This window comes from Bradyrhizobium sp. WSM4874 (assembly GCF_055811835.1).
Window position 1 is genome coordinate 16,600 of the sequence record NZ_JBVVPR010000036.1, and the last position, 20,239, is coordinate 36,838.

17 protein-coding genes are annotated in these 20,239 nt (G+C 65.2%); 5 read left to right on the top strand and 12 right to left on the bottom strand.

All coding sequences use genetic code 11. The features are described from left to right. Positions 1–43: 43 nt before the first annotated feature. The 8 genes from AC0L3P_RS29020 to ubiE all read right to left on the bottom strand — a co-directional run bounded on the left by AC0L3P_RS29020 (position 44) and on the right by ubiE (position 9,855). Positions 44–766, bottom strand: a complete 723-nt coding sequence (locus AC0L3P_RS29020; RefSeq protein ID WP_473307212.1) for a nucleotidyltransferase family protein — start codon at positions 764–766, stop codon at positions 44–46. Positions 767–889: 123 nt separating this feature from the next. Next, a complete protein-coding gene (locus AC0L3P_RS29025; RefSeq protein ID WP_354205690.1) occupies positions 890–1,207 on the bottom strand; it encodes a PilZ domain-containing protein in 318 nt (105 codons plus the stop codon). Between the two features lie 115 nt (positions 1,208–1,322). After that, a complete protein-coding gene (tsaE, locus tag AC0L3P_RS29030; RefSeq protein WP_473307215.1) occupies positions 1,323–2,855 on the bottom strand; it encodes a tRNA (adenosine(37)-N6)-threonylcarbamoyltransferase complex ATPase subunit type 1 TsaE in 1,533 nt (510 codons plus the stop codon). Next, on the bottom strand, positions 2,852–5,356 hold the full coding sequence (locus AC0L3P_RS29035; protein WP_473307219.1) for a sensor histidine kinase: 2,505 nt from the start codon (positions 5,354–5,356) through the stop codon (positions 2,852–2,854). The genes tsaE and AC0L3P_RS29035 overlap by 4 nt, the downstream gene beginning before the upstream one ends. 191 nt (positions 5,357–5,547) lie before the next feature. After that, positions 5,548–6,006, bottom strand: coding sequence for a dUTP diphosphatase (gene dut, locus AC0L3P_RS29040; RefSeq protein WP_473307221.1), 459 nt, complete (start codon positions 6,004–6,006; stop codon positions 5,548–5,550). Next, positions 6,003–7,466: a bifunctional phosphopantothenoylcysteine decarboxylase/phosphopantothenate--cysteine ligase CoaBC gene (gene coaBC / locus AC0L3P_RS29045; protein ID WP_473307223.1), complete on the bottom strand. Its 1,464-nt coding sequence runs from the start codon at positions 7,464–7,466 to the stop codon at positions 6,003–6,005. The genes dut and coaBC overlap by 4 nt, the downstream gene beginning before the upstream one ends. Positions 7,467–7,522: 56 nt before the next feature. Continuing rightward, complete coding sequence (gene ubiB / locus AC0L3P_RS29050; RefSeq protein WP_354064367.1) at positions 7,523–9,097, bottom strand: 2-polyprenylphenol 6-hydroxylase; 1,575 nt, start codon at positions 9,095–9,097, stop codon at positions 7,523–7,525. Next, positions 9,094–9,855, bottom strand: a complete 762-nt coding sequence (gene ubiE, locus AC0L3P_RS29055; protein WP_473307225.1) for a bifunctional demethylmenaquinone methyltransferase/2-methoxy-6-polyprenyl-1,4-benzoquinol methylase UbiE — start codon at positions 9,853–9,855, stop codon at positions 9,094–9,096. The genes ubiB and ubiE overlap by 4 nt, the downstream gene beginning before the upstream one ends. 81 nt (positions 9,856–9,936) lie before the next feature. Between ubiE and mutM the strand changes: the two genes are divergently transcribed. Continuing rightward, on the top strand, positions 9,937–10,818 hold the full coding sequence (gene mutM, locus AC0L3P_RS29060) for a bifunctional DNA-formamidopyrimidine glycosylase/DNA-(apurinic or apyrimidinic site) lyase (RefSeq protein ID WP_275168811.1): 882 nt from the start codon (positions 9,937–9,939) through the stop codon (positions 10,816–10,818). Positions 10,819–11,089: 271 nt separating this feature from the next. On the opposite strand, the gene AC0L3P_RS29065 is transcribed toward mutM, so the two are convergent. Continuing rightward, complete coding sequence (locus tag AC0L3P_RS29065) at positions 11,090–11,833, bottom strand: nucleotide-binding protein (protein WP_473307228.1); 744 nt, start codon at positions 11,831–11,833, stop codon at positions 11,090–11,092. A gap of 241 nt (positions 11,834–12,074) precedes the next feature. Between AC0L3P_RS29065 and ggt the strand changes: the two genes are divergently transcribed. Continuing rightward, positions 12,075–13,754, top strand: coding sequence for a gamma-glutamyltransferase (ggt, locus tag AC0L3P_RS29070; RefSeq protein ID WP_473307230.1), 1,680 nt, complete (start codon positions 12,075–12,077; stop codon positions 13,752–13,754). Positions 13,755–13,899: 145 nt separating this feature from the next. Here ggt and AC0L3P_RS29075 read toward each other — a convergent pair whose 3' ends face one another. Beyond that, entirely contained in the window at positions 13,900–15,258 is a 1,359-nt protein-coding gene (locus tag AC0L3P_RS29075; RefSeq protein ID WP_473307232.1) for a serine protease, read from the bottom strand. A 134-nt stretch (positions 15,259–15,392) separates the two neighbouring features. On the opposite strand from AC0L3P_RS29075, the gene AC0L3P_RS29080 reads away from it, so the two are divergent. Continuing rightward, complete coding sequence (locus tag AC0L3P_RS29080) at positions 15,393–16,208, top strand: HesA/MoeB/ThiF family protein (RefSeq protein ID WP_354064380.1); 816 nt, start codon at positions 15,393–15,395, stop codon at positions 16,206–16,208. Here AC0L3P_RS29080 and AC0L3P_RS29085 read toward each other — a convergent pair. Then, entirely contained in the window at positions 16,205–17,212 is a 1,008-nt protein-coding gene (locus AC0L3P_RS29085) for an aldo/keto reductase (protein WP_354064382.1), read from the bottom strand. The two genes, AC0L3P_RS29080 and AC0L3P_RS29085, sit on opposite strands and share 4 nt — an antisense overlap. A gap of 115 nt (positions 17,213–17,327) precedes the next feature. On the opposite strand from AC0L3P_RS29085, the gene AC0L3P_RS29090 reads away from it, so the two are divergent. Then, positions 17,328–18,233: a LysR family transcriptional regulator gene (locus tag AC0L3P_RS29090; protein WP_354129860.1), complete on the top strand. Its 906-nt coding sequence runs from the start codon at positions 17,328–17,330 to the stop codon at positions 18,231–18,233. A 12-nt stretch (positions 18,234–18,245) separates the two neighbouring features. Here the strand turns inward: AC0L3P_RS29090 and AC0L3P_RS29095 are convergent, their stop codons facing one another. Next, on the bottom strand, positions 18,246–19,247 hold the full coding sequence (locus tag AC0L3P_RS29095; protein ID WP_007598360.1) for a 2-hydroxyacid dehydrogenase: 1,002 nt from the start codon (positions 19,245–19,247) through the stop codon (positions 18,246–18,248). Positions 19,248–19,572: 325 nt separating this feature from the next. Here AC0L3P_RS29095 and AC0L3P_RS29100 point away from each other — a divergent pair, with 325 nt between their 5' ends. Beyond that, positions 19,573–20,103, top strand: a complete 531-nt coding sequence (locus AC0L3P_RS29100) for an SH3 domain-containing protein (protein WP_473307236.1) — start codon at positions 19,573–19,575, stop codon at positions 20,101–20,103. Positions 20,104–20,239 lie beyond the last annotated feature (136 nt).

Sequence of the window (20,239 nt, forward strand, 5' to 3'; positions counted from 1 at the left end):
CCGGGTTCGCGCTTACGCGCGCCCCGGAATGACGAGGCAACTCTTAAGCCACGCTCTCCAGAAACGCCTCTTCGGCCGCGTGGACGGCATCAGGCGTGCCGACATGCATCCAGACGCCGTCGAGGCGAAGGCCGAACAGCCGCTCCTGCTCGTTGGCACGGTCGAACATCTTGGTCAGCGAGAACTCGCCCGTCGGGGCATCGGCGAAGATCGACGGCGACAGGATCGCCGCGCCGGCATAGACGAATGGAACGACCTCTTTTTCCTTGCGCTTGCGCAGGGCGCCGTCGGCCAGCATGCCATAATCGCCGCGGCCGCTATAGCCGATGCTGGTCGCCGTCGGAGCCATCAGCAGCAAGATGTCCATACGCTCAGGATCGAAGTTTTCGGCGAGCCGCGTCAGGTTCGAGCGAACGCCGTCGATCCATAGCGTGTCGGAATTGACGTGGAAGAACGGTGCGTCCCCGAGCAGCGGCAGTGCCTTGACCACGCCGCCGCCGGTGCCGAGCACCTGGTCGCGCTCGTCCGAGATGGTCACGCCCGGATGCTGGCGGGAGGCAGTGTGATCGATGATCTGGTCCGGCAGATAGTGCACGTTGACCACCGCCTCGCTCACGCCGGCCTGGCCGAGCTTGTCGAGCACGTGGTCGAGCAGTGGCTGGCCGGCCACCGGAACCATCGGTTTCGGCATCTTGTCCGTCAACGGACGCATGCGCAGGCCGAACCCTGCGGCGAGCACCATGGCTTTGGTCGGTTTGACGGGCATCCTTCGCTTTCTCAGACCCACTGACTTCGCGTTCGCAGCAATCTAACACGAGGTTCGACTGACCGCACCGCGTCTTAACCGCCTTAACCACCTGCCGTGACGCTTGTACGACGGGTGTTGCCGTTACGCCCCGATGGATGTGGAACGCGCCTTTTTCTTCTTGTCGCCGAGCTTGAGGAAGTTGACGCCGATCTGGTCGCCATTGACCCAGGAAAGCTCGCAGCGCCGATACGCAAGTCCGGTGGACGACAGCAGCAGAAAAAATTCCTTCAGATGCAGACCTTCGACCGAGCCGTCGATGGTCAGCTTGGCGCCGCTCTCGGAGACGTCCTCCATGGTGCAGTCGCGCCGCCAGGTGCCGTCGATACCCATCATCTGGGCCGCGATCCCGCGCTCGAAAACAACCCGGCTGTTGCCGCGCTCGTCCGTCTTCACCGCCATCTGCCCTGCTCCAGCCCCGTAATCATCCGGCTGCCTCGGCCCCAGATTACCGGCGTCTTGGCTAACAGCCGGTAAATCGGGTTCCAAATCAGCCTTTTCAGCCTCTATTGGCCGTTCAGCCTTGGGCCGGCCTTTGGGGCGGCGGGACGTTGGCGAGATACCAGTCGCGCAGATGGGCGAGCGCGGGATGCGCCAGGGAGCGCTGGAGATAGGTCCAGATCCGCGGCTGGTGACGCAGATAATGCGGCTTGCCGTCGCGGCGGTTGAGGCGGGCGAAGGTGCCGAGCAGACGCGTGTTCCGCTGCGCCGACATGATGGCGTAGAGCTCGGCGAAGCCGGCCGCGTCGAAGCTCGCGTCGCTCGTGCGGCGCGCCTTGATGTAGCGCGACAGCAGCGTCAGTTCGATCGCCTCAGGCACGTCGATGCGGGCGTCCTGGAGCAGCGACACCACGTCATAGGATTGCGGCCCCAGCACGGTGTCCTGGAAATCGATCACGCCGACGCGTTCAATGCCGGTGCGATTCCCGAGCCAGATCAGATTCGGCGAGTGATAATCGCGGATGATCCACGTCTTCGGCGCCGCCAGCGGTTTCTTCAGCAGCTCGCGCCACATCGTGAAAAACTCGGCGCGCTTCTCGTCGTCCAGCGGCGCGTTGCGATCGGGCAGGTACCATTCCGGCATCAAGCCGATTTCGATCAGCAGCGCCTCGGTATCGAAGACGGGAATGGCGTAGGTCTGCCCCTCGAGCGGCAGCGTTTCCGGCAGCGTCTTGCCGTGGAGCACGGCCAGCAAATCGACCGCGGCTTCGTAGCGTTCGGCGATCGGGTGGGGCGGATCGCCCTCGATCACGCCTTCGCTGCCGAAGTCTTCGCTGATCAGGAATCCGTGGTCGAGGTCGGAATGATGGATCGCGGGCGCGGAGATTCCTTGCGCGCGCAGGCCCTCGTCGATGGCAACGAACGGTTTGATGTTTTCGGCGAGATGCACCGCGGCGCTGTAGGATTTTCCGCTGTACATGGCAGCGCCATCCGGGCGCTGCGGAGAATTCATGAGGATAACGATCTCGTCGTCGCGCAGCAGCCGCGCATAGGAGCGGGTCGAGGCGTCGCCCGCCATGCGCTTGCGCGTTGCCTCCATGTAGCCGGATGCATCGAGGAATTCGCGCAGCGCCTTCAGCCGCGCGACGGCGGCGGCAGCCTTGCCGTGACCGGTGATGTCGGCGGCGCGTGCATTCGAGCCCAGTGCCGGCCGGTGCGTCAGCGCGATGTCGATGCGGTCTTGAGGCATCGCCGACGGTGCGCGCTCCGGCCATTCGATCAGGACGAGGGTTGCTTCCGGCAGCGGCGACAGCCCGATCTCTTCGAGCTCGCTCTCGTCCTCGACGCGGTAGAGGTCGGCATGCATCACCGGGAATGGCGGCAGCTCGTAGCCCTGCACCAGTGTGAAGGTCGGGCTCGGTACTTCCAGTGCGTCATCGCCGGCGAGGTAGCGGATCATGGCCCGCGCGGCCGCGGTCTTGCCGGCACCGAGATCGCCGGTGAGCGTGATGACATCGCCGGGGCCGATCAGCAGCGCGAGATCGGCCATCAATTGCGCAGTGGCCGTCTCGTTGTGGAGCGCGACGGAAAATGTGGCTGGCGCAGTCATTCGGCGGCGTCGCGATGCGCCGCCTGGTCGGTCGGGAAATCACAGATCACGACCGTGCCCCTGCCCACGATCGAATCCACCCGGATATTGCCGCCATGCAGCTCGACGAAGGAGCGCACCAGCGACAGGCCGAGCCCGGCGCCGCGATGACGCGAACCCTGCGAGCGGCTTTCGAACCAGTTGAACACCTTGTCCTTCATGTCGGCAGGTATTCCAGGCCCGGAATCTGTCACAGTGAAGACCACACTGCGTTCGGTGCGGCGGGCGCTGATGCCGACGGTGGAATCCGGTGGAGAAAACCCGACGGCGTTGGCGAGGAGGTTATAGAGCACCTGCACCACACGCTTCTCGTCGCCGGTGAAGCTGCCGACATCGGGCGCGATCTCGACCTTGAGGCGAATGCGGTCGGTGGCGAGCCGGTCCTGGAGACCCTCGGCGGCGAGCTCGATGGTCTTGCTGACGTCGACCGGGCCGAGTTCCAGCTTCATGGCGCCGGCGTCGATGGTGGCGAGATCCAGGATGTTGTTGGTCAGCGCCAGCAGCGCATTGGTCGATTTGGTGACATAGTCGAGATACTCGGCCTGTTTCGGCGTCAGCGGCCCGGTCGAGGGATCGCTGAGGAAATGCGCGAAGCCGATGATGGTGGTGAGCGGCGAGCGCAGCTCGTAGGAGACGTGGTGGACGAAATCCACCTTCATCTGGTCGGCCGCCTCCAGCGCCTCGTTGCGCTCGCGCAGCGCGCGCTCGACGTTCTCGGTGTCGGTGATGTCCTGGAACGTCAGCATCGTGGCGCCATCGTGCAGGGGCCGGATCATGCCGTCGAGCACGCTGCCGTCCTTGCGCTCCAGCTTCAGCGGAACGTCGGCGCGGCTCTCGATCGAGGTGACGGCCTCGCGGATCTGGCGCCAGACGATCGCGTCGTCGAACAGCTGATGGCACCAGCCCTCGACCGTCTGGATGTGCGGCTCGTCGCGCATGGCGTCAGCGGACAGCTTCCACATCCGGACGAAGGCCGGGTTGAACAGCTGCGCCTTGCCGTTGCTGCCGAACACCGCGACGCCCTCGGCGAGGCTGTCCAGCGTCTCGCGCTGGACGCGGATCATGCCGTCGAAGCGGCGGGCGAGTTCGAGGCTCTCAGTGACGTCGTCAAACAGATAAGTGACGCCGCCTTCCGGGTTCGGCGTGGTGACGACGGAGAGCGCGCGCCCATCGGGCAGGTACCAGGTGTCCTTGGCAGCCTCGACCGCGCGATAGGCCTCGTGCAGCTTGGCCTTCCAGGCGCGGAAGTCCGGCTGCTCCGGCAATTTGCGCGAGGAGCGGAGCTTGTCGAGCACGCTGGAATCATCAGGGTTGGCGTCGAGAAAGGTGCGGTCGAGGTCCCACAGCTGGCGGTAGGAATCGTTGTAGAAGGCCAGCCGGCGCTGGCCGTCGAACACGGCAACGCCGGAGGAGAGCTGGTCGAGCGTGCGGCGATGCGCTTCCGCCATCCGCACCAGCGCCGAGCTCAAGGCATCCGCCTCGCTGGCATCGATGGCGACGCCGACATTGCCGCCGCCGACATTGACGGCGCGCACGTCATAGATGCGCCGCTCGCCGCCGATCACGATCGGCAGCCGCGAGGTGAAATTGGCGGTTTCCTTCAGTCCGCGCTCCATCGCGGTCCGGTCGGCGCTGTCGAGCAGCTCGAGCTTGCGCTCCTGGGCATCGGTGATGCTGGCTGCCTCGGTCGCACGGACATAGGCGGGGTTGGCGTAAGCCAGCGCGCCGTTCTCGCCCTTGGCCCAGATCGGCCAGGGTGCGGCGGTCGCGAATCCGCGCAGCATCTCCGTCTCGTCGGAGAGTGCCTTGTAACGCAGATTGGTCTCGGCCAGATCGCGGCGAAGCCCCGAGAGTTCGCGAATCCTGACGATGGCCTGGCCACCGATGGCGCGGCCGATGGCCTCCAGCGTGTGGCCATGCGCGGTGGTGAGGGTCAGCTGGAACCCGTCGCCGCGGTCGCGCAACGCGTCGACGGCGTGATCCATCTGGAGCGCCGGTTCCGGCGGCAACCAGGTTCCAAACGCGAGCACGCGCTGTGGAGAAGAGTCCCGCGGCAGCACCAGGGAGATGTCACCCGAGATCTGCGCGCGATTGTCGCCAGCCGGCCAGGAGATCAGGATCTGGGGCTCGGCGAACAGCAGTGCGCCGAAGCGGTCGGCCTGGAGCTGAAGTTCCCCGATCCGGGCGCGCAGCCGCGCCTCGTTCTTCGCGGTGCGGACGCGCGTGCGCATCAGGAGGATCGCGGCGACCACCGAGAAGCCGAGCAGGGCCAGCGCGGTGGCCAGCACCGCGAGCTCCTGCCGGTTGAAATCCAGCAACGTTGAGAGTGTGTCGACGAGGTCGGCGGCCTCAGCCGGCGCAGCCGGCAGCAGCGCCGCGAGAGCGCTTCCCAACAAGCCGTTGCGCACGAGCGATGTGCACGACAGCAGCGTCCGACGCATCGACACGATCACGCCTGACATAGTTGCCCCAAGATCGCACGAATTTGCGCGCGGCGACCCCCGTCGCGCGCGAATCAAACGACAATACCCTCACCGTGACTCCACCGGTAAGAGTCCAGATCGTGAACGCAAAGCCGGTCCCAAAAAAATGCGGGGCGCGGTGTTCCAGTTCACGTAGTTCCTCGGGTGATTGGGCGGGAATTGCCGTGCGTTTAACGACCCGTCGAGCCGAATCCGCCGGCGCCGCGGTCGGTCGGCGACAATGTCGCGACGGGAACCAGCGCGGCCTGCACCATTGGCGCGATCACCATCTGCGCGATGCGCTCGCCGCGCTTGACCACGAAGGCGGTCTGGCCGTGGTTGATCAGGATCACCTTGATCTCGCCGCGATAGTCCGCATCGATCGTGCCCGGTGAGTTCAGCACGGTGACGCCGTGCTTGGCCGCAAGGCCCGAACGCGGCCGCACCTGCGCCTCGTAGCCGGGCGGCAGTGCGATCGCGAGGCCCGTCGGCACCAGCGCGTATTGGCCGGGCGCCAGCGTCAGCGGCTCGTTCTCGGCCACCGCCGCCATCAGGTCGAGACCGGCGGCATCATTGGTCTGATAGGCCGGCAGCGGCAGCCCCTCCACATGGAGCAGGCGCTGCAGTTCGACCGTGACTTTGGTGCTCAAGATGTGGGCTCCCGGGATTTGCCGGTCACGCTCTTTGCGATATGCGCGACCAGTTCGATGGCGACCTGTTCCTTGGTCATCGCCGGCCAGGAATCAACTGCAATCTCGCCATCCTTCTCATCGTGCTTCTCACCTTTCTTGCGGCTGATGAGGTGCACGGTGTTGCGGTCCCCGCCCATCACGCCTGTTGCGGGGGAGACGTCGTTGGCGACAATCCAGTCGCAGCCCTTGCGGGCAAGCTTCGACTTGGCGTTGTCGATGAGGTGCTCGGTCTCGGCGGCAAAGCCGATCACCAGCGGCGGACGCTTGTCGGTCAGCCTGGCAATCGTCGCGAGAATGTCGGGGTTCTCGACCAGCTCGAGCGGCGGCATGCCGGCCGAGGTCTTCTTCAGCTTCTGCTCGCCTTCATTGGCGACCCGCCAGTCGGCGACGGCGGCGGCGAAGATCGCGATGTCAGCGGGGAGCGCGGCCTGCACCTGCTCCAGCATCTGCCGTGCCGATTCCACATGCTTGACCGTCACGCCCTGGGGATCGCTGAGATCGACCGGGCCGCTGACCAGGATCACCTCGGCGCCCGCAGCCTGTGCGGCGGCGGCGATGGCAAAGCCCTGCTTGCCGGAGGATCGATTGGCGATGTAGCGCACCGGATCGATCGGCTCATGGGTCGGACCCGCGGTGATCAGCACGCGCTTGCCGGCGAGTGGGCGCGGCACTGGCGGCCGCAGCAGGCGCTCGGCGGCGACCGCGATTTCGATCGCCTCGGACATGCGGCCCATGCCGGCTTCACCGGCTTCCGCCATCTCGCCGGAATTCGGCCCGATCAGCATCACGGCATCGCGTTGAAGCTGCGCGACATTGCGCCGTGTCGCCGCGTTGTTCCACATCAGCGGGTTCATCGCCGGCGCGAGCAGGACCTTGCGGTTGGTCGCGAGCAGGATGGCGCTGGCGAGATCGTCGGCATGGCCGTTGGCTATCTTGGCCATCAAATCGGCGGTCGCAGGCGCCACGATGATCAGGTCGCACTCGCGCGCCAGCCGGATATGACCGGCGTCGAACTCGCTCTGGGGATCGAACAGGTCGGTGTAGACGCGCTCATGCGAGAGCGCGCTCACGGCCAGCGGCGTGACGAATTGCTGCGCCGCCTTGGTCAGCACGCAGCGGACCTCGATCCGCCGCTCCTTGAGCCTTCGGATCAGGTCGAGCGATTTGTAGGCCGCGATCCCGCCGCCGATGATCAGGGTGACGCTGGCTTCTGGAACGGCACCGGTGCGTTGGGACATCGGGGTGGGGGAGGCCGCGGGCGGCGCCGTGAACGGCGTCAGGGGCTCCTCACGGCCTTCGATCAGCTCCCCGAGGATAACCCGGACCTCTTCCTCGACCGACCTGCGGTTCTTGGCCGAGCGCAGCCTGAGGTAAGTTTTGATGCCTTCATCGAGCTTGCGAATGGTCAGGCTCGCCATGAGGCTCCTCCAGCACAAATGATAGCGATGCTATCATTTGTATGATTGCACTGCAATCAAAGATTCCGGACGGCGATCAGGATGCCGATGAAGGTCGCAGCGATGATCCAAAGCGCCACGGTGCGCCAACGGTTCTTGCGACCCTCACTGCGGCCCATCGCCGCGATGCTCTCCGGCGACAGCCGGATGCCATCCCGCGTCATGGTCTCGAGCTGCTCGAGCACCGCAACCGAGCGCTCGGCGATGTCGGGCAGACGCATCAGGATGCGCGCGAGATCGCCGCCCCCCGCAATCGCGCCCTGGACCCGGCCGATCGGTCCGAGATTGCGCTCAATCCATTCCCGCACCACGGGGTCGGCGACCTTCCAGATGTCGAGCTTGGGATCGAAGCCGCGCGCCACGCCCTCGACCACCACCATGGTCTTCTGCAGCAGGATCAGCTCGGGCCGCGTGGTCATGTCGAACAGGCCGGTGACCTCGAGCAGCAGCGTCAGCAGCCGCGCCATCGAGATCTCTTCCGCCGTGCGGTTGTGAATGGGCTCGCCGATGGCGCGGATCGCTTGCGCGAAGTTCTCGACCGAGTGATGCGCGGGCACGTAACCCGCTTCGAAATGCACTTCCGCGACGCGGCGATAGTCGCGGGTGATGAAGCCGAGCAGGATTTCGGCGAGGAAGCGCCGCTCCTTCATTCCGAGCCGGCCCATGATGCCGAAATCAACCGCGACGAGGCGACCCGCGTCATCCAGGAACAGATTGCCCGGATGCATGTCGGCATGGAAAAAGCCGTCGCGCAACGCGTGGCGCAGGAAGCTTTGAATCACCTTGCGGCCGAGATCGGGCAGGTCGACCTGCGACTCTGCGAGGCGCTTGTGATCGTTCAGCGCGATGCCGTCGATCCACTCCATGGTCAGCACGTTATGCGTGGTACGGTCCCAATCCACGGTCGGCACGCGGAAATCAGGATCGTCGCGCGTGTTCTCCGCCATCTCCGACAGCGCCGCGGCCTCGAGGCGCAGGTCCATCTCCATCGCGACCGAACGCGACATGGTGTTGATGACCTCGATGAGGCGCAGGCGCCGCGCCTCGGACGAATAGGATTCGGCCTTGTGTGCGACGAAAAAGAAGTCGGAGAGGTCGCGGCGGAAGCGTGCGGCCACGTTGGGGCGCAGCACTTTCACGGCGACGGCCTTGCGGATGCCGTCGCGCACGACTTCGCCGCGATGCACCTGTGCGATCGAGGCGGCTGCGACCGGCGCACTAAGGCTCGCGAACACATCGGTCAGCGGCCGTTCCAGCGAGGTCGCGATCGCAACTTCCGCTTCGGCTTGCGAGAACGGCGGCAGGCGGTCCTGAAGGCTCTCAAGGTCGCGCGCCATGAGGACGCCGACGACGTCGGGGCGGGTCGCCAGAAATTGTCCGAGTTTGAGATATGCCGGGCCCATCCGGGTAAGCGCGCGCGACAGCCGCGGGCCATGCTTGGGACCGCGCCGCTCGATCAGGCGCGCAAGTTTCAGCGCGAGCTGTCCGTGCGGCGGCACCAGGCTCGGATCGACGGCGCCGAACACGCCCTCGCGCGCGAATACGAACGCGGCGCGCATCAGGCGCGCACTATGGGTTATGGCAGAGATCACAAACGCCAGCCCGAATGCAGTGCGACGATGCCGCCGGACAATATCTGCCAGTTCACGCGGGCGAAGCCGGCGTCGCGGATCATGTCGGCGAAGGCGTTGGGTCTTGGGAATTTGCGGATCGACTCGACCAGATATTGGTAGGACTCGGCGTCACCCGTGATCATGCGGCCGAGCGGCGGGATCACCTTGAACGAGAACAGGTCATAAAGGCGGTCGAGCCCGGGCATCTCGACGGTGGAGAATTCCAGACAGAGGAAGCGGCTGCCTGGTTTGAGCACGCGATAGGCCTCGGCCAGTGCGAGATCGATCCGCGGCACGTTGCGAATGCCGAAAGCGATCGTATATGCGTCGAAGCTGCGATCGGCGAAGGCGAGCGCTTCGGCATTACCCTCGACGAAATCGACCCGGGTATCGAGATGCCGCTTTGCGGCACGCTCGCGGCCCACCGCCAGCATCTCGGTGTTGATGTCGCAGACGATGGCACGGAAGCCCGCTCCTGCGGCCTTGGCGGCGCGGAACGAGATGTCGCCGGTGCCGCCGGCAACGTCGAGCAGCGCGAACGGCCGGTCGCCTCGTGGTGGGTCGAGCGCGGTGATCATGATGTCCTTCCAGACCCGGTGCAGTCCGCCGGACATCAAATCGTTCATCAAATCATAGCGCGACGCCACCCTGTGAAACACATCGTTCACCAGCGTCTGCTTGTCGCCCAGGGGAACGTCCCTGAAGCCAAAATGCGTGGTTTCGCCCGGCCGATCCATTACTCTACTCCACGAGGCGGACCATAGCGCGCCCGCCGCAATGGCGCTATCACACCGCCCTGATAAGGTGAATGCCTGACCATGCCCGAATTGCCCGAAGTCGAGACCGTCCGCCGCGGCCTTCAGCCTGTCATGGAGGGTGCGAAAATCCTCGTCGCGGAGGCCCGCAGGCCGGATTTGCGCTTTCCCTTCCAGCCGGATTTCGTGGCCCGACTGAAGGGGCAGGTCGTCACCGGGCTCGGGCGCCGTGCAAAATATCTCATGGCCGATCTCGCCTCCGGCGACGTGCTGTTGATGCATCTGGGCATGTCAGGCTCGTTTCGCGTCATCAAGCCGGACAACGAGGCGGCGCCCGGCGAGTTTCACTATCCGCGAGCCAAGGACTCCACGCACGATCACGTGCTGTTTCGGATGTCCTCCGGCGCCGACATCATCTTCAACGATCCGCGCCGCTTCGGCTACATGAAAGTGATCGCGCGCAGTGCCCTTGACGAGGAGCCGCTGCTGCGCGGGCTCGGCCCCGAGCCGCTCGGCAACGAATTCGACGCCGCGATGCTGGCGCGGTCCTGCGCCGGCAAGACCACGAGCCTGAAAGCCGCGCTGCTCGATCAGCGCGTGGTCGCCGGGCTCGGCAATATCTATGTCTGCGAAGCCCTGCATCGTTCGCATCTGTCGCCGCGCCGGATCGCCGCGACGCTGTCGACAAAAAAGGGCGAGACGACGGACCACGCAAAGCGATTGGTCGGCGCGATCCACACCGTGTTGAATGACGCGATCAAGGCCGGCGGATCATCATTGCGCGACCACCGTCAGACCTCCGGCGAGCTCGGCTATTTCCAGCACTCGTTCAAGGTCTATGACCGCGAGGGCGAGAAATGCAGCACGCCGCGATGCGGCGGCACAGTGAAGCGTTTTACGCAGAACGGCCGGTCGACCTTCTGGTGTCCGAAATGTCAGAAGTGAAAATCAGGCTCGTAACCCAGAGGCCGCGAGCTTCTGCGAGGATGACGAGCCCACCACGATCGTCATTGCGAGCGCAGCGAAGCAAGCCAGAATCTTTCCGACGAAACAATCTGGATTGCTTCGTCGCAAGGGCTCCTCGCAATGACGGCACGATAGAGCGTTCTCACAAGCGCGAAGCGAAGCAATCCGGCCGGGCTGGTGGCCGGATTGCTTCGTCGCTAAGGTCCTTCCGGATGGTGAAGGGCCGGCTGCCGTCTGAGCGATTGCCCGCTCAGGACGCCAGTGTCGTGGTCTCGTCGGCCGCAAGCTCGGCGGCGACGTGCAACATTCCGTCCGCGGCCGCGATAACCTGGTCGATCAAGACATTGGTGGGGGCGGCGAGCTCGAGCCGGGTCTCGATCCAATGCCAAAGGCCGCGGATCTCCTCGGTCGATTTGCCGTTCGGCGCAAACTCGCTGACCGCAAGGCCGCTTGCGAGCGAATCCTGGTGGTCGTTGCGCATCACGATCAGGGGACGCGCGAGCACCTCGGCGAGATCGAGGGCTGCTTCCTCGGCGAGGGTGTTGGCAGCGTTATCGATGCGCTGGCCGCGGATCGGCGTCTGGTTCAGCACGAAGCTGTAAGGCCGCTTCCAGGCGCGCGCCACGCTCAGCGTCGAAATGGTCGCCTCGATGTCGGCAGCACTCGGGCGGGCCGGGATCAGGCAGAGGTCGCAATGGCGGATCGCAGCGGTGGTCGCGGCGCTTAGGCCGGCGGCGGTATCGACGATCGCGAGCTGGAGGCCGCTGTCGGCCAGCATCTTCAGGCGCGGCTCGATGTTGGCGGCGTGATAGATCGGCTCGACGACGAGATCATCTGTAGTGCGGCGGCGCTGCCAGTTGGACAGTGTGCCCTGCGGGTCGGTTTCGATCAGGCGGACGGTGAAGCCGGCCTGCTTGGCTGCCAGCGCGAGGCCGACGGCGAGCGTGCTCTTCCCGCTGCCACCCTTTTGGGTGGCCAGTACGATCGTGTGCATTGAAGATCAATCCTTTGGAGTGCTTGGGTCTCGGGATAACGCCACGCGAACGTGCATCGATCTCGATGCTGAGCTCTTCTCGCTCAGGACGTGCCGGCCCGATCCAAAGGGGATCGCGGAGGTCCGAATCAGCAGTAACGATGATGGCGGAATCGGGAATACCAGCGAATCCGTACCATTACTGGACCCGTACTCGTACGTGTGCTGTGCTTGCCGTCGCGAATAAATAGGGACAAGCGGCATGGGCGGAAACTGGCGCGACCGGACGACGACGAATTTTGAATGCCAGAAGATGCCCGCGGTATCGAGCCGCGGCATGGTGGTCAGCAACCATCCACTGGCCTCGAGCGCCGGCGCGGAGATGCTGGCCGCCGGCGGCAACGCCATCGAGGCCGCGATCGCGACCCTATTCACGCTGACCGTGGTCGAGCCGATGATGGTTGGCATCATCGGCGGTGGCATGGCGCACATCCGGCTCGCCGACGGCAGCCATCGTTTCATCGACGGGCAGAGCACCGTGCCCGGGGCGGTGCTTGACACTAGCTACATCCCCACGCCGGGTTCCGCGCATGACGTGTTCGACACCGTCGGCAATGAAAATCTCAACGGCCCAAAGGCGGTCGCTACACCGGGTTCGCTGAAAGCCTGGTGCGAGACGCTGCGGCGCTTCGGCACCATGAGCCTTGTCGACGTCATGCAGCCCGCGATCAAGCACGCCGCGCGCGGCTATGCGGCGACACCCTATCTGCACGAATGCATCAGCGAGAGCGCCGCCGAGATGCGCAAGGACAAGCCGATCGCGGCGATCTATCTGCCAGACGACGAGCCGCTCAAGATCGGCGAGCGCGTGGTGCAGGCCGAATATGCAGAGACCTTGCGGCATATCGCCGACCACGGTGAGCAGGCGCTCTATGAGGGGCCGCTTGGCGACATCCTCGTCGACTACATGGAAAAGGCCGGCGGATTCATCCGACGCAACGATCTCACCAGTTACAAGACCGTCGAACGCCAGCCGATTCGCGCCGATTACCGCCGCTGGACCATCTTTGGCCCGCCGCCGCCCGCGGCCTCCGGCGTGCATATCGCGCAGATGCTGAACATCCTGGAGGGTTACGACATCGGTAGCCTTGGCTTCGGCACGCCGGAAACGATCCACTATCTCGCCGAGGTCCTGAAGATCGCATTCGCCGATCGCGCCGCGGCCAGCGGCGATCCTGATTATGTCGGCGTCCCCGTGGAGCGGCTGACCTCAAAAGCTTATGCCGAGGAACGCCGCGCTGCGATCGATCCGGCGCGGGCGCAGAGCTGGGGCGCCGGCGTGTCGCAGCTTGAAGGCGCTCACACCACGCACATGACGGCGGCCGATGCGTTCGGCAACGTGGTTGCGACCACGCAGACCATCAACAATCTGTTCGGCGCCAAGATCATGATCCCGGGCCTCGGCGCCATCGCCAACAACTACATGAACCTGTTCGATCCGCGTCCAGGCCACGCCCTGTCGCTGGCGCCGGGCAAGCGGGTGACGACCTCGATGTCGCCGATGATGGCGCTGCGTGACGGCAAGCTGCGCTACGCGCTGGGCTTGCCCGGAGGAAAACGAATCTTCCCGAGTGCGATGCAGGCGCTGGTCAATCTGATCGACCACGATATGAGCTTGCAGGAAGCAGTCGAGGCGCCGCGGGTCTGGACCGAGGGCAATGCACTCGAAGTCGAGCAGAAGGTGCCGGAGGGCGTGCGCGCGAAGCTCGAGAGCCTCGGCCACAAGGTGCAGCCTGTGGCGACGGTCGCCGGCGGCATGAACGGCATCGCCTTCAATGACGACGGCACCATGAGTGGCGCCGCTTGCTGGCGTGCAGACGGCACGCCGATCGGGATTTCCGGCGGCCTCGCGAAGGCCGGTATCAGGTTCAGGCTGAGCTAGATCGCGTGCCCCCGACGCAGCGCAGCGCTTCTTCAGCGGTGCGCTGCCAGAGCCGGGCCCACGACTTGTTGCATGCGGTGTGGATGCACGGATCCTGGTTCAGCGGCGCGGCATTTCATGCCGCATCGCGCCCGGGACAGGAGAGTTACTTGCGCACGCAGATCACACGCACGACGGCGGCTTTCGCATCCGTCGAGGTGCCGTTCGCGCTGACGGCGTTCGCCTTCAGGAAATCGCGCACCGTCTCCGCAGAGACCATGATTGCCTGCGACGCCGGCACCGATGTCGCGGGGCCCGCAACCATCGCCGGCTTCAACAGTGCGAGGCCGGCGAACTTGCCGTCGCCGTCGATGGCGGCGCTGCCGGAAAATCCGACCGCGGGCGGCGGTGAGAGCGGGGAATCGCCGCCACCGACGGATGCCAGCGCGGCCTTGAGGCTCGACGCAACGGCGGCTCCGCCCTGGCTCTGCGGATCCGCGATACCGATGATATCGACACCCGTCTTCGCCGCGCCGGCGGCGAGGCTGAACGGCTTCAGGCCGCGGGCGCCGTAGATATGTAGCAGCGCGAGGTCGTGTTCCCGGTCCTCGGCGAGGCGGTCGGCACCGCCGTAGCCGGCGACCGTGATTGCGAGACAGGAATCAGTGACGAGGCGGTCGGTGACGATCGCGCCATCGTCGCTGACGACGAGTCCGGTGCCATATTCGACGGTCTTGCGTGGCGGCGGCCCGGCCTGTGGTCCCGACGGAAATGCATTGAACGCGCTCGACATCGCGATCACGACCGGCTCGACCGTGTTCTCGGTCGCCTGATCGTAGAGGATCGTCATGATGCGGACTTCATCGCCCCTAGAGGTGCCGCGCACGTAAAATTTCTTGAGGCCCTGCAAACCCGACAGCACGAAGAAGTCGGGCTTCACCACGGTGTAGTCGACCTTGCGACCCGGCTCCTTCTTCTCCGCTTCGGCAAGCTTGGCGGTGGTCGGGTTCGTCTCCTTGCGGCGGCTGAGCAGCACCTGCACCGTGCCGGTCGGCGAGGTCCATTTCGAGCCGGTTGCGTCGGTCGCCTGCTGTGGCACCAGTTTTGAGGGAATGCCAAGCCGCGCGCCGCTGGTCATCTCCGTCACGATCTTCCAGCCGACGCTCTCCTGCTTGCGGCGCGCGGTCTCGGCGAGCGCGGCGCGTTCCTGCGGATTGAGCACGCCAGTCGGCTTGCCGCCCTTGGCCTTCTGATACTCCTTGATTGCCTCGACCAGGCGCGCGCTGACGTCGCCGGTGATGGCGCCGTTATATTGGCCGACCCAGGCGAGGTCGGACTGCAGCGACAGCCGCTCCGCCTGCGCCATGGCATCGGCCGTCGCAGCCGGCGTCTGCAACGCAGGAGGCCGGATCGGAACGGTCTGGACCGGCTTCGGCTTGGTGCCGGGAATCTGCGGTGTCGTCATCTGGGCGTTCGCGCCTGTCGCAGCCGCAAACATCAGTGTTGCCGCAAGCATCGATCTCATGACAAATCCAGCCAGCCCATTGAACGCAATGCCATTGAAGCACATCTCGTTGGTCGCGAACAATGTTGCGGTGGTTCAGACCGGCAGGAGAGGTCTAGCTCCTCACCATGAGGGGAGGATCTGGAAGGATAACGATGCTGAGCCCGGACGAACTCGAACGTTATGCCCGCCATATTGTGCTGCGCGATGTCGGTGGCCCCGGCCAGGCTGCGCTGAAGCGGGCCTCCGTGCTGGTGATCGGCGCTGGCGGGCTCGGCGCGCCGGCCCTGATGTATCTGGCTGCGGCAGGGATCGGCACGCTCGGCGTGGTCGATGACGATGTGGTGTCGCTATCGAACCTCCAGCGCCAGGTCATTCACACCACGCCCGATATCGGCCGGCACAAGGTCGAGAGCGCGGCCGAACGGATCACGGCGCTCAATCCGCATGTCCGCTTCGTCGGCCACGCCACCTGGCTCAATGCCGACAATGCGCTGTCGCTGATCGGCGACTATGACCTCGTGCTCGACGGCTCCGACAATTTCTCGACCCGCTATCTGGCCTCGGACGCCTGCTTCTTCGCCAAGAGACCGCTGATCACGGCGGCGCTCGGCACCTTCGATGGTTCGCTGACCACCATCCGCGCCCATGAGAAGAACGAGCAGGGCGAGTTCAATCCGACCTATCGCTGCCTGTTCCCGGAGGCGCCGCCGCCCGGGACCGTGCCGGCGTGCGCGGAAGCCGGCGTCATGGGCGCGCTCGCGGGCGTGATGGGCTCGATGATGGCGCTGGAGGCGATCCGCGAGATCGTCGGCTTTGGCGACGGCCTGGTTGGCCGCCTCCTGATGATCGATGCGCGCGCGATGCGCTTCGAGACGCTGCGTTACGCGCGCGATCCGGCGAATCCGCTCAATGGCGATGGGCCGGTCGTGACCGACTTGAGCGCCCATCGCCCTGATCGCAGCCGTTAAATTGTGGCCGGCTTCTCGCTGTCGAGATGCGCCATCTGCTCGGCCGCGTAACGCGTACCGGCGGCGACATCGGGCGGGAATGCCTTTGCCAGCACCGCGAGATGAGCCGGCGTCAGAGTGACCTTGGCCGCACCAAGTGCCTCGCTGAGCCGGTTGCGGGTGCGGGCGCCGACCAGCGGCACGATCTCTTTCCCTTGCGCCGCCACCCAGGCGATCGCGACCTGCGCCGGCGTCGCACCAATCTCGGCGGCGATAGCGCGCAGCTGCTCCACCAACGCGAGATTGGCATCGAGATTCGATCCCTGGAAGCGCGGCGTCATCAGCCGGTAGTCCTTGCCTGTCTTGCCGGCGTCTTTCGACCAGTGGCCGCTGATCAGGCCGCGCGCCAGCACGCCGTAAGCCGTGATGCCGATGCCGAGCTCGCGGCAGGTCTTCAGGATGTCGCGTTCGATGCCGCGCTCGATCAGCGAATATTCGATCTGGAGATCGGCGATCGGGTGCACGGCATGCGCGCGGCGGATGGTGTCGGAGCCAACCTCGGACAGGCCGATATGTTTGACGTAGCCGGCCTTCACGAGATCGGCGATTCCGCCGATGGTCTCCTCGATCGGGATGTTGGGATCGAGCCGCGCTGGACGGTAGATGTCGATGTAGTCGGTGCCGAGCCGCTGCAGCGAATAGGCGAGGAAGTTCCTCGTTGCGGCCGGCCTCGTGTCCATGCCGGTGAATTCGCCGGCAGGACCGCGCAGCGCGCCGAATTTCACGCTGATCTGCACTTTTTCGCGCGGCACGTCCTTGAGCGCTTCGCGCACCAGCATTTCATTGTGGCCCATGGCGTAGAAATCGCCGGTGTCGACCAGGGTGATGCCGGCATCCAGCGCCGCGTGGATCGTGGCGATGCTCTCGCCCCGATCGGCGGGGCCGTAGACCTCGGACATGCCCATGCACCCGAGACCGAGACCGGAGACGGTGGGACCGGTTGAACCGAGTTTGCGCTGTTCCATGGTGGCTCTCCTCGAAAAGGCGCTGACTGCGCCGCGTGACGAGGCCTGATATGCGCCTGATCGATTGCGCCGATAAGCTGGACAATCGAGAATGGCTTGTTCACATTAGCGAACAATGGCTGAACCCGACCTGCGTGATCTCGACGTCTTCGTGGCGGTTGCCCGCACCCGCAATTTCCGGCGCGCGGCGGTCGAAATTCGTGTGTCGGTGTCGAGCCTTAGCCAGCGGCTTCGGGATCTGGAGGAGCGCCTCGGCGTCCGCCTGATGAACCGCACCACCCGCAGCGTCGCCCTGACCGAGGCAGGCGAGCTGCTGCTGTCGCGCGTGGCGCCGGCGCTGCGCGATGTCGGTGACGCCCTGGATCAGGTCCGCGGCCTGCGCGAAGTGGCCTCGGGCCGGCTGCGCATCAACGCGCCGCCGCCCGCGGTCGATCTCGTGCTGGCGCCGATGATCGGGCCGTTCCTCAAGGACTATCCGCAGGTGGACCTCGACATTGTCTCCGAGAGCGGGTTCGTGGACATCGTCAGCGCGGGCTTCGATGCCGGCGTGCGTTATGGCGAGCATCTCGCGCAGGACATGGTCGCGATCTCGCTGAGCGGCCCGCAGAGCTATGTCGTGGTCGCTTCGCCCGATTACCTCGCGCGCCGCGGCAAGCCTGAGCATCCGAAGGATCTGCTCGACCACGATTGCATCCGCGCCAGATACTCCAGCGGTGTCATGCATGATCTGGAGTTCGAGAAGGCCGGTCAGTTGGTGAAGGTCAATCCGCCTGCAAAGCTGATCTCGACCAACATGGGTCTTTCCATGCGCGCTGCGCTCGACGGTGCCGGTATCTGGGCGACGCTTGATGGTTATGTCGGCGAAGCCCTGAAGTCAGGCGCGCTGGTCAGCCTGCTCCAGGATTGGTGCGAGCCGTTTTCCGGACCGTTCCTGTATTATCCAAGCCGGCGCCAGACGCCGCCGGCGTTGCGGGCCTTCATCGATTTCGTCGCCGACAGGCGCAAGCGCGAAACGCGCTGAGACACCGAACTCTCAGAGCATGCTCGGCAGCACGCGATCCGGTGGCTTGTGCGCGTCGAGGAAGGTGCGGATGTTGATGATCACCTTCTCGCCCATCTCGACGCGGCCCTCGATCGTGGCCGAGCCCATATGCGGCAGCAGCGTCACCTTGCCGGCCTTGGCGAGCCGCACCAGCTTCGGGTTCACCGCGGGCTCGTGCTCGTAGACATCGAGGCCGGCGCCGCCGATCTCGCCGCCTTCGATCAGCTTGATCAGCGTGTCCTCGTCGGTGACCCCGCCGCGCGCGGTGTTGACGATGTAGGCGTCCTTGCGGATCAGCTTCAGCCGGCGCGCCGACAGCAGATGGTAGGTCGCCGGCGTGTGCGGACAGTTCACGGAGATGATGTCCATCCGCGCCAGCATCTGGTCGAGGCTTTCCCAATAGGTCGCGCCCAGCTCTTCCGCGATCTTCGGCGCCACCGGCCGGCGGTTGTGATAGTGGATCTGCAAGCCGAAGGCGCGGGCGCGGCGTGCGACCGCCTGGCCGATGCGGCCCATGCCGATGATGCCGAGGCGCTTTCCGCCGATGCGATGACCGAGCATCCAGGTCGGCGACCAGCCCGGCCAGGGTTTTCCTTCCGTCAGGATCGAGGCGCCTTCGATCATCCGCCTGGGCACGGCGAGGATCAGCGCCATGGTCATGTCGGCGGTGTCTTCGGTCAGAACTTTCGGCGTGTTGGTGACGGTGATGCCGCGGGCATGCGCGGCCTCGACATCGATGTTGTCGACGCCGTTGCCGAAATTCGCGATCAGTTTCAGCCTGCAGTCGGGCTGATTGACGATGTCGGCGGAGATGTGATCGGTCACGGTCGGAACCAGCACGTCCGCGGTGCGGGCGGCTTCCGCGATCTGCTCGGGCGACATCGGCGCGTCGTCGAGATTGATCCGCGCGTCGAACAGCTCGCGCATCCGGGTCTCAATCGAGTCCGGAAGCTTGCGCGTCACCACGACGAGGGGCTTTTTCTTCACCGACATGTCCTGCCCTCATGAGGCGTTGCGAGCCGCCTCTGTCACCAAAGGCCGGCCGTTGAGGCCTCATTAACCCGGTTGTTCGACACTGCCTTTGCCGTGTCGTCCCCGGCGTTTCCTTCAAGCTCTCCCGACATTTCCGGCCGGAAAATCGGGACAAACCGGTTGTTCAGACGTCCGTCCTCTCTAGCAGAAGGCCGGGCCAAGACAAGAACCACGGGCAAAGAGCTCGGGAACACCCGCGTGCGGCGGGTCAGGGGCGGCAGCGGCCTGGTTTTGGAATTTGGGGTGAGGGCCCGGCTCGGCCGGACCTTCGACAGGAGACGGGTTGATGGCGTTGGGGCGTTTTTGTTCGGTGATGGCGCTCGTTTGCACCTGGTTGAGCGCTTCGGTCAGTCCCGGGCATTCGGCGAAGGACAACACCCCTCAGACGGCCTCGGGCCTCCCGGTGCCGCGCTACGTCAGCCTGAAATCGGATCACGTCAACGTCCGCGCCGGCCCGACCAAGGACAATGACGTCGCCTGGGTCTACACCCGCTCCGGCCTGCCGGTCGAAATCACCGCCGAGTTCGAGAACTGGCGTCGGGTCCGCGATTCCGAGGGCGCCGAGGGCTGGGTCTATCACTCGCTGCTGTCGGGCCGCCGTACCGCTGTCGTCACCATGAAGCACAAGAACGACCTCGCGCCGATCTACGATCGCGCCGATCCCGACAGCGCGGTTGCGGCCAGGCTCCAGGCCGGCGTCGTCACCCAGGTGAAGAAGTGCACCGCAAACTGGTGTCACGTCCTCGGCAACGGCTTTGACGGCTGGATCCAGCAGGAGCGCCTCTGGGGCGTCTACTCGGACGAGCAGGTGAACTGATCTGGTTGTCGTCCCGGCGAAGGCCGGGACCCATAACCACACGCAGTAGTTTGAGGAAGACTGGTGGTTACACAGTCGTCCCGCGGTACAGATAGCTGTGTCTACCGATAAATCACGCGGTATGGGTCCCGGCCTT